The 12,738-nt window shown below is 69.4% G+C and carries 13 protein-coding genes; 7 read left to right on the forward strand and 6 right to left on the reverse strand.

The window, feature by feature from the left end; translation table 11 throughout:
- Positions 1-2: 2 nt before the first annotated feature.
- From EJ913_RS03900 to EJ913_RS03910, 3 genes are all read right to left on the reverse strand, one after another.
- Complete coding sequence (locus tag EJ913_RS03900; protein ID WP_126995444.1) at positions 3-1,106, reverse strand: pyridoxal phosphate-dependent aminotransferase; 1,104 nt, start codon at positions 1,104-1,106, stop codon at positions 3-5.
- Positions 1,107-1,309: 203 nt separating this feature from the next.
- On the reverse strand, positions 1,310-1,630 hold the full coding sequence (locus EJ913_RS03905; protein ID WP_126994983.1) for a hypothetical protein: 321 nt from the start codon (positions 1,628-1,630) through the stop codon (positions 1,310-1,312).
- 262 nt (positions 1,631-1,892) lie between these two features.
- Positions 1,893-3,296 carry a gamma-glutamyltransferase gene (locus EJ913_RS03910; protein ID WP_126994985.1) on the reverse strand — a complete coding sequence of 468 codons (1,404 nt, stop codon included), beginning with the start codon at positions 3,294-3,296 and terminating at the stop codon, positions 1,893-1,895.
- Here EJ913_RS03910 and EJ913_RS03915 point away from each other — a divergent pair.
- Positions 3,259-4,632 (forward strand): M48 family metalloprotease, encoded by a 1,374-nt coding sequence (locus EJ913_RS03915; RefSeq protein ID WP_126994987.1) that lies wholly within the window; start codon positions 3,259-3,261, stop codon positions 4,630-4,632. The genes EJ913_RS03910 and EJ913_RS03915 overlap by 38 nt on opposite strands.
- 180 nt (positions 4,633-4,812) lie before the next feature.
- Positions 4,813-5,892 carry an anhydro-N-acetylmuramic acid kinase gene (locus EJ913_RS03920; protein ID WP_126995446.1) on the forward strand — a complete coding sequence of 360 codons (1,080 nt, stop codon included), beginning with the start codon at positions 4,813-4,815 and terminating at the stop codon, positions 5,890-5,892.
- A gap of 3 nt (positions 5,893-5,895) precedes the next feature.
- Here EJ913_RS03920 and aat read toward each other — a convergent pair whose 3' ends face one another.
- Positions 5,896-6,540 carry a leucyl/phenylalanyl-tRNA--protein transferase gene (gene aat, locus EJ913_RS03925; protein ID WP_126994989.1) on the reverse strand — a complete coding sequence of 215 codons (645 nt, stop codon included), beginning with the start codon at positions 6,538-6,540 and terminating at the stop codon, positions 5,896-5,898.
- 150 nt (positions 6,541-6,690) lie between these two features.
- Here aat and EJ913_RS03930 point away from each other — a divergent pair, with 150 nt between their 5' ends.
- Positions 6,691-7,389 carry a ribonuclease T2 family protein gene (locus EJ913_RS03930; protein ID WP_126994991.1) on the forward strand — a complete coding sequence of 233 codons (699 nt, stop codon included), beginning with the start codon at positions 6,691-6,693 and terminating at the stop codon, positions 7,387-7,389.
- A gap of 4 nt (positions 7,390-7,393) precedes the next feature.
- On the opposite strand, the gene EJ913_RS03935 is transcribed toward EJ913_RS03930, so the two are convergent.
- Positions 7,394-8,281 (reverse strand): NAD(P)H-hydrate dehydratase, encoded by an 888-nt coding sequence (locus EJ913_RS03935; RefSeq protein WP_126994993.1) that lies wholly within the window; start codon positions 8,279-8,281, stop codon positions 7,394-7,396.
- Between the two features lie 10 nt (positions 8,282-8,291).
- Positions 8,292-9,056, reverse strand: a complete 765-nt coding sequence (locus tag EJ913_RS03940) for a histidine phosphatase family protein (RefSeq protein WP_126994995.1) — start codon at positions 9,054-9,056, stop codon at positions 8,292-8,294.
- Between the two features lie 199 nt (positions 9,057-9,255).
- On the opposite strand from EJ913_RS03940, the gene EJ913_RS03945 reads away from it, so the two are divergent.
- The 4 genes from EJ913_RS03945 to EJ913_RS03960 all read left to right on the forward strand — a co-directional run bounded on the left by EJ913_RS03945 (position 9,256) and on the right by EJ913_RS03960 (position 12,703).
- A complete protein-coding gene (locus EJ913_RS03945) occupies positions 9,256-10,353 on the forward strand; it encodes an alkene reductase (protein WP_126994997.1) in 1,098 nt (365 codons plus the stop codon).
- Positions 10,354-10,576: 223 nt separating this feature from the next.
- On the forward strand, positions 10,577-11,158 hold the full coding sequence (locus EJ913_RS32930; RefSeq protein ID WP_126994999.1) for a cold-shock protein: 582 nt from the start codon (positions 10,577-10,579) through the stop codon (positions 11,156-11,158).
- A 283-nt stretch (positions 11,159-11,441) separates the two neighbouring features.
- Entirely contained in the window at positions 11,442-12,002 is a 561-nt protein-coding gene (locus EJ913_RS03955) for a YgjV family protein (protein WP_126995001.1), read from the forward strand.
- Complete coding sequence (locus tag EJ913_RS03960; protein ID WP_126995003.1) at positions 11,999-12,703, forward strand: Crp/Fnr family transcriptional regulator; 705 nt, start codon at positions 11,999-12,001, stop codon at positions 12,701-12,703. Before EJ913_RS03955 ends, EJ913_RS03960 begins: the two co-directional genes overlap by 4 nt.
- Positions 12,704-12,738 lie beyond the last annotated feature (35 nt).

Consider the following 12,738-nt stretch of genomic DNA (forward strand, 5'->3'; position numbering starts at 1 on the left):
TCTCATGCCCTCCAGGCGATCAGCCGGCGGGCCGCCTCGGCGATGGTCGCCTCCGCTCCCGCGAAGCTGAAGCGCAAAAAGCGCCGGCCGCGCGCCGGGTCGAAGTCGATGCCCGGCGTGCAGGCAATTCCGGTTTCCTCCAGAATGCGCTTGGCGAAGGCCTCGCTGTCGTCGGTCATCGCCGACACGTCGGCGTAAATGTAGAAGGCGCCGTCCGCCGGAGCCAGCTTGGTGAAGCCGGCCTTGGGCAGCTCCTCCAGCAGCAGCGCGCGGTTGCGGGCGTAGCGGGCGATGTGGCCTTCCAACTCCTCGGTGCTGTCGAAGGCGGCGACGGCCGACACTTGGCTCAGCGTCGGGGCCGAGATGAACAGGTTCTGCGCGAGGCATTCGACCGAGCGGATCAGATCGTCCGGCACGATCATCCAGCCCAGCCGCCAGCCGGTCATCGAGAAGTATTTCGAGAAGCTGTTGACCACCAGGGCGTGCTCGTTCACCTCGGCGGCGGTGACCGCGTCGGTGCCGTAGGTCAGGCCGTGGTAGATCTCGTCCGACACCATCCGCACGCCGTTGGCCTTGCACCAGTCCGACAGGGCGGTGAGTTCCGCGCGGCTCAACATCGTGCCGGTCGGGTTCGCCGGGCTGGCGACGATCAGTCCCTGCACCGGGCGGTCGAGCTTCTCCAGCAGTTCCACCGTCGGCTGGAAACGGTGCTCCGGCCCGGTCGGCAGTTCCACCGGTTCGACGCCGATGGCGGTCAGGGTGTGGCGGTAGGCCGGGTAGCTGGGCGAGGCCATCGCCACCCGGTCGCCCGGATCGAAGGCGGCGAGGAAGCCGAGTTGGAACGCCCCGGAAGATCCGGTGGTGACGACCACGCGGGACTCCGGCACGGTGACGCCGTAGCGGTCCCGGTACCATTTGGCGATGGCCGCGCGCAACGGCGGGATGCCGAGCGCGCCGGTGTAGCCCAGAGGATCGGTCCCGACCACGGCGTTCGCCGCCGCCTCCACCACCCGCCGGGGCGCGCCGGTGGACGGCTGGCCGACCTCCATGTGCAGGACTTCAAGCCCGGCGGCCTCGCGCTCGGCAGCGGCGCGCATCACTTCCATCACGAAGAAGGGCGGAATGGCGCCCCGCTTGGACACCTTCAAGGTCGGCAGGTTCTTGGGAGACACGACACCGGATCCATCGTCGTTTTTCTGACGATGGGGTTATCACGATCATCCGGTCAGGAAAAGAGCGAGCCAACCGGAGGACGCCACTGGGGGGAGGTCGGCGCCGCCATCCTGGCCGGGATGGGGCGCCTCCAACGTCAGGTCACGCTGGGAACGGGATCGACCATGGACACGCCGAGCTTGGCGCGCGCCAAGGCGTTCAGAGCCTCCGAGTCGGCAAACTGATAACCGTTTTCCACGAGCTTCGTCGTGTAGGTCTTGTTGTAGATGAAGGCCGCGATCAAGCCGGAAACGCCGAAGGTCACGATACCGAGGAACAGCAAGATCGCGCCCATCAGCCAATCACCACGGAACAAAGCAGGGAAACCACCAAAAAAGAGCGTGGTCCAACTGAAGCCGACGAAGCCTTTTTTGATGATTCCCGTCTGAGGGTTCCGCATCATCACGACCGTGGCCATTCGTATCTCCAATGGAATTTTTTGATATTGAAAGGAAGATTTACTTGCTTTTCGCGTTCAATCCAGAAAAATCATAGGAGACATTCCAGGCAAAATCAAGATTAGCTTATTGCGTCAATATTTCTTTTTTGAAATTTAAATCTCTTACAATTAGGAGGCTTGCGAATGATTTATTGTCTTCATCGACAATGAATTCTGAAAATGCCGGCTCCCCGACCACCGAATTCCATCTGGAAAGGGGGCTGCCCGCCCCCTACCCTTGTCATTCCCTTAGACGCACCGTTTCGACCACCGCCGTCATGCCGCCGCCACGCGGATCGGCGCCCGGTTGGCACGCGCGGACACCGGTGTCCGGCGACACTTGGCAGGCGACGAAGTTGACATGGCCGGGACCGGTCACCGGGATGGCCTCGGCCGTCCGGGCTTCGAGCGCCGCCGGCAGGGCCACCGACAGCAGCGCCGCCGGACCGGCCGCCGGGCCGTCGTTGCCGGCCGCCACGCCCACCCCCGCGAACAGGGTGCGGCCGACGATGGCGTTGGTCAGCAAGGCCGGCGCGCCGAAGCCGCCGCTCTCCACGCTTTGAGCGGCCAGGATGCCGGTGCCGGGAACGCTGCGCCCGGTGCCGAAGGGCGCCCCCTGGGTCAGCGCGCAGGCGACGCCGTTCTCGTCGGAATCGATCACCATCAGCCCGGCCCCGGCGGCACCGTTGCCGCTCCCGGTCGCACCCAGCACGGACGCCGCTCGGGCCGCGCGCTGGGCCGGCGGCAGTTCCGCCACCGCGTTCCAGGCCTGAACCAGGGCGGCGCCCGATTCGGGCAGGTCCGTGTCGGCGAACTGCATCGACACGATGCCGAGCGGCACCGACCGCGTGCCGGCGACGCGCGGCTGGTAGGCCCGCAGCGCCGCCGGGTCGATCCCCAGCGCCTGCGCGACGGGGGCCGCCAGAGGGCCGTTGTAGAGGGCGGCGACTCCGTTGCGCCGGATCACCGACAGCGTGCCGGCCAGTTCCGGCTGGCTGATCGGTGTACCGACGGCGGGCACGGCCCCGTTGGGCAGGAAGCGGCGGCGCATCTCCGAATCGGCGGACAGACGGCTGCCGAAGCGGGTCAGGTCGTCGGTCAGCGCGCGGCTGACGCCCGGCGAGAACTGCGCCAACTGCTCGGCGGGGGCAACCACCTGCTCCCACCGCTGAACGCCGGCCGTCGCCTGCACGGCGTAGAGCCCGCGCAGCATGCCCGGCATCGCCACGCCGCCGGCACCCGCCGCGCGTGGAAGGAAATCGATGGTGCGGGCCTGCTTCTTGACCGCGTCGAACAGGACGCAGACGCCACCGCCGGCCAGACCGACCCGCGACGGCAGGCTGGCGGTCATCGCCAGCGCCATGGCGGCGGCGGCGTCGCCGGCCTTGCCGCCCTGGGCCAGCACGTCGCGCCCGATGGCCACCGCGCGCGGCTCGTCGCCGACGACGAAGCTCTGGACCAGGGCGTCGGTCTTGAACTTGGTGTTGACGCAGCCGGGAAGCAGTGCTGCTGCTATGGCAATCGCGCCCCACCGTCGCCAGATTCGGTGACGAGACTGTCGGCGCGAACGCGCGGGTGTCCGTTCAAGAAAGCCGGAGGTCGTCACGGTGCGCAAGCCCAGCAGGCTGGTTTCGGTCGTCGCCATCGTTTCCGTGTTCGTCATGTCGCTGGTGTGGGGAGCGCCACCCGCGAGCGCGCAGCGCCGTCCCGAGATGCAGATTCTCAGCGACGCCGAGACGGACCATATCATCCGAAAGATGGCCCGGCCAATCTTCCAGGCGGCGGGAATCGATCCCGATTCGGTCACCATCCTGCTGGTCAACGACGCGTCCCTGAACGCCTTTGTCGCCGGCGGGCAGAACATCTTCCTGCACACCGGCCTGATCCAGAGCATCGACGACGTCGGCCAGTTGCTGGGCGTCATCGCGCACGAGACCGGCCACATCTCCGGCGGGCATCTGGTGCGCGGGGCCGACGCGATGGAGAACGCCTTCCTGTCCTCGCTGATCGGCATGGGGCTGGGCATCGTCGGCGGCATCGCCTCGCGCAACGCCGGGGCCGGCGCGGCGGGCGTCATGCTGGGCCAGCATCTGGCCGAACGAAACCTGCTGTCCTTCTCGCGCAGCCAGGAGGCCTCGGCCGATCAGGCCGGGCTGTCCTTCCTGGAACAGTCGGGCATGTCGGCGATGGGGATGCTGACCTTCCTGCAAAAGCTCGGCGTCGGCGACCCGCTGCTGAACGACCGCGACGCCGGCTATCGCCTGACCCACCCGCTGACGCGCGAGCGCATCGCCTCGGTCCAGGCCTTCGTCGACCATTCACGCTTCGCCAACACCCCCACCCCGGCCGCCGTCAACGAGGATTTCCGCCGCATCCAGGCCAAGCTGAACGGCTATCTCGACCCGGCGGGCGCCTTGCGGCGCTACCGGGCCGACGACCGCTCGGCGGTGGCCCGCTACGGCCGCGCCTACGCCTATTTCCGCCGGGGCGACGTGAAGCAGGCCACCCCGCTGGTCGACGGGCTGATCGCCGAGGATCCGAGAAACCCCTACCTGCACGAGATGAAGGGCGATCTGGCGCTCCAGACCGGCCGCGCGCCCGACGCGGTGGCCCCCTACCGCAAGGCGGTGGAACTGGCCGGATCGGAGGCCGGGTCGATCCGAGTCTCGCTGGCCCACGCCCTGCTGGAGCAGCACGAACCCCGGCTGGCCGACGAGGCGCTGAAGAACCTCCAGATCGCGGCGAAGACCCAGGCACAGTCGGCCTTCCTTTGGCGGCTGACGGCCCAGGCCTGGAGCATGAAGGACAACCCCGGCATGCTCGCCTACGCCACGGCGGAGGAGGCGCTGGCGCGCGGCGACCTGCCGATGGCGAAGTTCAACGCCGAACGGGCGGAAAAGCTGCTGCCCGCGGGCTCCCCCGGCTGGATCCGCTCCCAGGACATCCGTGGCCAGACCGGCGGACGGGATGCGCCGAAGTGACGAATTTTTGCGCGGATGAACACGGATTTCGGCGCGGATGACTGGCTTGTGCCAATCCGTGTGATTCCGGTGGCGCGACACCGAACCATATATCCGTGTTCATCCGTGCGAAATCCGTGTTCATCCGTGTAAAATCTTTCTTCACGTCAACACGCACAGGCAGAGCCAAGAATCATGACCATGCGCACGGTCGTCGGGCTGATGAGCGGCACCTCGATGGACGGGATCGACGCAGCCCTGCTGCGCACCGACGGGATCGCGCGGGTGGAGCCGCTCGCCTTTGTCACCATCCCTTATGAGGACGGCTTCCGCGCGGCGTTGCGTGGCGTCCTCGGCGGCAAGGGGCCGGTCGAGGCGGTCGAGCGCGCCCTGACCGACGCCCACGCCGACGCGGTGCGCCGTCTGCTGGACGAGGCCGGGGTCGCTGCTGACGCGGTGGATCTGATCGGCTTCCACGGCCACACCATCCACCACGCGCCCGAGCAGCGGCGCACGTGGCAGATCGGCGACGGGCCGAGGCTGGCGGCGGCGACCGGCATCGCGGTGGTGAACGACTTCCGCAGCGCCGACGTGGCCGCGGGCGGGCAAGGCGCGCCGCTGGTCCCGCTGTTCCACCGCGCGTTGGCGGACTCCCTGCCCCGCCCCATCGGCATCCTGAACATCGGCGGCGTCGCCAATGTCAGCTGGATCGGCGCCGCTGGTGACGGTGGCGGCGCCGTCGTCGCCTGCGACACCGGGCCGGGCAACGCGCTGGTCGACGATTGGGTGCTGCGCCACGGCGGCGGGCGCTTCGACGCGGGCGGCGCGCTGGCGGCCTCCGGCACGGTGGACGGCGCGGCCCTGGCGGCCCTGCTCGACCATCCCTATTTCGACCGGCCGACGCCCAAGTCGCTGGACCGCGACGCCTTCGATCCGTCCCCGGTGGCGGCCCTCTCCCCGGCGAACGGGGCGGCGACCCTGACCGCCTTCACCGCCGAGACGGTCGCCCGCATCGTGCCGCACCTTCCGGCGCCGCCGGTGCGATGGCTGGTCTGCGGCGGCGGACGGCACAACGCCACCCTGATGGGAATGCTGGCCGAGCGGCTGGGCGTGCCGGTGGCGGCGGTGGAGACGGCCGGCTGGGACGGCGACGCGCTGGAGGCGCAGGCCTTCGGCTATCTGGCGGTGCGCAGCCGGCTGGGCCTGCCCCTCAGCGAGCCGGCGACCACCGGCGTGACGGCGCCGATCACCGGCGGACGCTTCCACCCGGTCGCGGCGTGACGGTCAACCTTGGGTCCCGTCCAGCAGCGCGGCGATCGCGTGGGTCTGGTCGGCGCCGGTGAAGTCGGTCCGGACCTCCAGCGCCCGGTTCAGGCGACGGCGGTACTCGGCGCGCGGGATTTCCAGCGCCCCGAAATGGCCGAGATGCTCGGTCACGAACTGGGTGTCGAGCAGGGTGAAGCCCGCCGCCCGCAGCCGCGCCACCAAATGGACGAGCGCCACCTTGCTGGCGTCGGTCTCGCGGCTGAACATGCTCTCGCCGAAATAAGCCCCGCCGATGGACACGCCGTACAGCCCGCCGACCAGCCGCCCCTCGCGCCAGCATTCGACGCTGTGGGCGAAGCCGGCCTCGAACAGCTCGGTGTAGAGGCGGACGATGTCGTCGTTGATCCAGGTCTTCGGCCGGTCCACCGTGGTCTCGGCGCAGGATTCGATCACCTGCTGGAAGGCGCTGTCGAAGCGCAGCTCGAAGACTCCCCGCCGCACTGTCCTGCGCAGGCTGCGCGCGACGTGGAAGCCGTCCAGCGGCAGGATGCCGCGGCGCTCCGGGTCGAACCAGTGCAGTTCCTTCGATTCGGCGCTTTCCGCCATCGGAAAGATTCCGGCGGCGTAGGCGCGCAGCAGCATGGGGGCGGACAAGGTGAACATCGTTGCACTATAGCCCGCGCCATCCGGTTCCGCGACAGGGCGAAGGAGGTCCCTCGCCCAAAGCGACCTTTCCGGCGACACTTCCGCGCGACAACAACCACCTTCCATGGTATGCAACGCCAAGAGGCATCGCCGCTGGGGAACATCGCCATGAGGACAATCGTCGCCGCCCTTCTGTCCGCTTTGGTTGCCGGACTGTTCGCCGCCGGGCCGGCCTGGGCGCAGAAACGGGCGGAGCCCGGAGCCTTCGACTACTACGTCCTGTCCCTGTCCTGGTCGCCCGCTTTCTGCGCGCGGGCCAAGGGCGCGCCGGACCCCGACCAGTGCGGGACCGACCGCAAGCCCGGCTTCGTCGTCCATGGGCTGTGGCCGCAATACGCCGACGGCGGCTATCCGGCGACCTGCACCCGCGACCGCAACGTGCCCAAATCCGTGGTGGACCAGACCATGCCGGTGATGCCCAGCGTCGGGTTGATGGTCTACCAATGGTCCAAGCACGGCACCTGCTCCGGCCTGACCGCCACCGACTATTTCGCCAAGCTGCGCGCCGCCCACGCCAAGGTCGCGATCCCCGAGGGGCTGAAGGCCCCAAGCAACACCGTGCCGGCCGTGCAGGTGGAGCGCCTGTTCCTGGAGGCCAACCCCGGCCTGACGCCGGAAGGGGTGGCGGTGATGTGCTCCAAGGCCGACGTGTCGGAGGTGCGGGTCTGCCTGGACAAGAACTTGGGTTTCATGCCCTGCGGCAAGAAGGTGGTGGACCGCTGCGGCAACCGCAACGCGGTGCTGTCCACCACGGTGGCGCCGCTTCCCGCCGCCTCGACTCCGGCGCCCCAGCCCGCCCCCAAGTGACCGCTCAGCCCGCCAGTTCCGCCATGGCGGCGGGGATCTCGGCCAGCAGCTCGCGCGCCAGGAAGCCCAGCGGGCCGTGACGCCGGGTCAGGCGGTTTCCCGCCTCGCCGTGCAGCCAGACGCTCCAGAGCGCGGCCTGGAGCGGCGTGGCGCCGCGCGCCAGCAGCCCCACCAGGATGCCGGCCAGCGTGTCGCCCGATCCGGAAGTCGCCAGACCGACCGAGCCGTCGTGGTAGGCCCAGGCCTCCCCCTGCGGCGAGACGATGCGGGTGCAGCCGCCCTTCAGCACCACGACCGCCCGCAGCCGCGTCGCCGCCCGCCGCGCGGCGCCCAGCGGGTCGGCGTCCACCGCCTCGCGGTCGCAGCCCAGCAGCGCCGCCATCTCGCCCGCGTGCGGGGTCAGCACCACCCGCCCGCCATGGCGGTGCAGCGGCGCCGGGTCCGCGCCCAGCCCGACCAAGGCGGCGGCGTCCAGCACGAAGCTCGGCGTTTCCAGCATGGTCAGCAGGGCGGCGGTCAGCGCGCCGACGGCCGGCTCGTCCATCATGCCGGGACCGACCAGCACCGCGTTGCAACGCGCGGCCCGCGCCGCCAGCCGCTTGGCCGAATCGGGCGCGATGCCGCCCTCCGGGGTTTCCGGCAGGCCGGCGACCAGCGCCTCCGGCAAGGCCAACCCCAGATGGGGCGCGATGCTGGCGGCGGTGGCGATCTGGAGCTTGCCGGCGCCCGCGCGCAACGCGCCGATCCCGGCCAGCAGGGCGCCGCCCGGCACCTCGACGCTGCCGGCGACGACCAGCACGCGGCCACGCTCCTCCTTGTCGCCGTCGCCGTCCGGCTGGGGCAGCGGCATGCTCCGCAGCAGGTCGCGGGTGACCGGGGTTTCGGCGTTCATCCTGAGCCCTTCAGCGCGCGGCGACGTTGGCGTCCGGCTGGGCGGTGACCGGGGCGCCGGCCTCCTCCAGCGGGGCGACGAAGTTGTAGCAATGCAGGGCCAGCCCCCCGCGCGGCCCGGAATCGGGATCGAAGCGGTATTCGGTGACGGCGCAGTTCGCCACGTCGGCCGCCGCGTCGATGTCCAGGATGTCGGCCTCCGTCAAATTCTCCAACAGGTAGCGCAGGCACAGCACCACCACCTGATGCCCGACGATCAGCACGCGCCGCCCGCCATGGTGCAGGCTGATGGTGTCCAGCGCGCTGCGCAGCCGCAGGATCACGTCGCACCAGCTCTCACCCCCCGGCGGACGGTGGTAGAACTTGCCAAGGATGCGGCGGAACTCGGCCTGATCGGGGAAGTCCCGCTCGATCCCGGTGCGGGTCAGCCGGTCGAGGACGCCGAATTCCTTCTCGCGCAGCCGCTCGTCCACCACGAAATCGGCCGGGTCCACCGGCAGCCCGCCACCGGCGTGGACGCGCTCCGCCGTGAGCCGCGCCCGCCGGTAGGGGGAGGTCAGCACCACGTCCGGCCGCTCGTCCGGCGGCATGGCGGCGAACCAGCGGCCGAGCGCGTCGGACTGGCGCTCGCCCAAACGGCTGAGCGGCACGTCGACGTCGCGCTCGGCGATGTCGATGCGGAAGAGGCCGGCGGCCTGGGCGGCGTCGCGGGCGACGTTGCCGGCGCTTTCGCCATGGCGGACGATCCAGAGGCGGTCGGGCCAACGTTGGGGCATGGGCGGTCTCGCGTCTCCATGACGGGGGTGTCGCCGATACAACCGCCGGAGCGGCGGAAAGGTCCCGGCCAAAACGGAAGTCGCGAATGGCAGCCATGCCTTGGCGGTTGCTGTTGCGGCGCGGCAAACCATTGTTTCGACCCATCGCGCGCCACACTCTCTCCACCCGGTGAAACGAAACCATCTGGATGGATCGGATATGACGGACGCAGCCTCCCTGTTCCAGCCGGTGACGGTCGGCCGGATGAGCCTTCCCAACCGCATCGCCATGGCCCCGCTGACCCGCAGCCGGACCGACAACACCACCGGCGTTCCCACCGCGATGAACGCGGAGTATTACGCCCAGCGCGCCAGCGCCGGCCTGATCGTCACCGAAGCCACGCAGATCTCCCCGCAGGGCAAGGGCTACGCCTACACGCCGGGCATCCACAGCGCCGAGCAGGTTGCCGGCTGGCGGCTGGTGACCGACGCGGTCCACGCGCAGGGCGGCCGCATCGCGATGCAGCTCTGGCACGTCGGGCGCATCTCCCATCCCGACCTCCAGCCGGGCGGCGCCCTGCCGGTCGCCCCCTCGGCCGTCGCGCCCAACGTGAAGGCCTTCACGACCGACGGCTTCAAGGACATCCCCGCCCCGCGCGCCCTTGGGATCGACGAGCTTCCGGGCATCGTCGAGGATTACCGGATCGCCACCCGCAACGCGCTGGCCGCCGGGCTGGACGCGGTGGAGGTCCACGCCGCCAACGGCTACCTGATCGACCAGTTCCTGCGCGACGGCACCAACACCCGCACCGACGCCTATGGCGGGTCGGTGGAGAACCGCGCCCGCTTCCTGTTCGAGGTGCTCGACGCCGTGGTGGCGGAGGCCGGCCCCGACCGCGTCGGCATCCGCCTGTCGCCGCTCAGCCCCAGCAACGACGCCCACGACAGCGACCCGCGCGCCACCTACAGCCCGGTGATCGAGCGGTTGAACGGCTACAACCTCGCCTACCTGCACATGATCGAGGGCGTGACCCGCGGCCCGCACCCCGGTTTCGGCGGGCTGCTGGGCGAACTGCGCGGCCTCTACAAGGGCCGTTACATGGCCAACAACGTCTACACCCGCGCCATGGCGATCGAGGCGCTGTCGAACGGCCACGCCGATCTGGTCGCCTTCGGCCGTCCCTTCATCGCCAACCCCGATCTGGTCGAGCGGCTGCGCCACGACCAGCCGCTGGCCGAGCCGGACAGCGCGACCTTCTACGGCGGCGACCGGCACGGCTACACCGATTACCCCGCGTTGAAAGAGGCCGCGGAGTAATACAGCCGCACCGATACGCTCCCGAGTCGCGGCAAGCGCGGCCGCGACCGGGGTGCCGGGCCACGGCACTTAGGGGCCGCATCGTCCAAACATCGCCAAGGCATCGCCCTGGGGTTGGGTCAAACAGTGGAGATTCGGGCATCTTTCCTTTGGCGGGCTTGACGGATGGTCGGAACCCTGTGACAAAGGACATTCGGCACACTCCTATTGAGCTTGAAGACACATGTTCGATCGCCCGCCCCGCCAGGGCTTCCGCGCTCCCGAGATCACCAAGTCCAACGTCACCGCCACCGTGAAGTGGTTCAACCCCACCAAGGGGTTCGGCTTTGTGTCGCCCGAGGACGGTTCGCCCGACGCCTTCCTGCATGTCTCCGCGGTCCAGGCCGCGGGCTATGACGCGCTTGACGAAGGCACGACCATCACTTGCGATCTGGCCCGTGGTCCGAAGGGACCGCAGGTTGCTTCCATCCACTCGGTGGACGCCTCCACGGCGCAGAGCTCTCCCCGTCCGGCCCGTCCGGCCGGCGGCGGTGGCTTTGACCGCGGCGGTTACGACCGTGGCGGCTTCGACCGGGGCGGCTACGACGCCGGCGGCGGCGAAGAAGTCAGCGGCACCGTGAAGTGGTTCAACGCCGACAAGGGCTTTGGCTTCATCACGCCGAGCACCGGTGGCAAGGACGTGTTCGTTCACGTCAATGTCCTCCGTCGCTCGGGCATGCAGACCCTTCAGGAAGGCGATCAGGTGCGCGTCACCGTTCGCCAGGGCCAGAAGGGTCCCGAGGCGGGCAAGGTCGAGTATCTCTGAGCTTAGGCTCCGGGCTGCGGCCGGGGCGGCGGTCCTTCCGCTAGGAAGGTCCACCGCATCGGCGGACCATCGTTAAACCGGCTTTCTTGCCGGTCTTTACCGCACGGTGTCCCTCAGGGGTACGCCGTGCGTTTTTGTCTTTGCGTACCCCATATGGCCCTTCTGGCGAAGGCCGACGCAGATTTTTGTCGTCTTCAAGCTCCTTCAAGCTCTTTCATGACATCCTCCGCCCGCCCTTTTCTTTTCGGCGGAGGAACCGGTTGCAGCGCAAGGCCAGCTCATCATGCTCGACGCCTTGACCGACGCGTCTCCGGTGCAGCTCATCGGCTATTGCGGCACGCTGGGCGGCATGGTCTGGCCCTTTTGCCGCGGGCGGATCGCCATGCTGTCGGTGCAGCTCGTGCCGACGGTGTGCTTCTCGATCCATCTCGCGATGCTCGGCGCCACCACCGGGGCGGCGCTGAACGCGCTGGCGACGCTCCAGGTGCTGGCGGCGATCCCGCTGGGGACCCACCCGAACTTCCGAATCCTCTACCTGATGATCCTGCCGGTCATCGCCCTGTTGATGGCGGCGACCTGGAACGGCCTGCCCTCGCTCTGCGCGGCGGCGGCGATGGCGCTGATGAGCATCGGGCGCTACCAAACCGAGGTGGTTCCTTTCCGCCTGTTCATGCTGCTGGCGCTTCCCTGCTGGCTGGCGCACAACACGCTGGTCGGATCGCTGCCGGCCATGCTGTCGGACATCGTCGGAATCACGGTCAATCTGTGGATGCTGGCGCAGACCGGCACCCTCGGCCGTCCCGCCCAAAAACTTACCAAAGCATCAGGGAGTTGCCCAAAATGACCGCCGGCCTGCCCAACCTGTCGCCCCAGGACATCGCGGCGCTGCGCGCCATTCCGCTGTTCGGCCAGTTGAGCGACCGGGCGCTGTCCCTGCTGGCCGGGGTGGCCCTGGTGCGGCCGGTCGCGCGGGGTGCCACGCTGTTCCTCCAGGACGAGCCGGCGGACCGCTTCTTCGTGCTGCTCGACGGCTGGGTGAAGCTGTTCCGCCTGACCCGCGAGGGCAGCGAGGCGGTCGTCCATGTGATCGGCCCGGCGGAAAGCTTCGCCGAGGCCGCCATGTTCGCCGACGGCAAATTCCCGGTCTGCGCCGAGGCGGTGACCGACGCCCGCGTCATGACCCTGACGGCGGAGGGCTTCGCCCGCTGCCTGCGCGAGGACGACCGCATCGCTTTCGGCATGCTGGGGTCGCTCTCGCTCCGGTTGCGCCATCTGGTCACCCAGATCGAGCAGCTCCAGGTCCAGCCGGCGCCGCAGCGGGTCGCCGCCTTCCTGCTGCGCTTCTGTCCGGCGGGGGACGGGAGCGCCAGCTTCGCCCTGCCCTTCGATAAGGCGCTGGCCGCCCGGCGCTTGGGCATGCAGCCGGAAACCTTCTCCCGCGCGCTGGCCAAGCTGCGGCCGCTGGGGGTGGACACGCAGGGGCTGCTGGTGAGCGTGGCCGACCTTTCGGCGCTCCGCGACTTTGTGGAGACACCCTCGGACTGACCGGCTTCGGCCGGTGACCGACGGTTGACGCGGAC

Origin of the sequence: Azospirillum doebereinerae, assembly GCF_003989665.1 — a bacterium.
Taxonomy (GTDB): domain Bacteria; phylum Pseudomonadota; class Alphaproteobacteria; order Azospirillales; family Azospirillaceae; genus Azospirillum; species Azospirillum doebereinerae.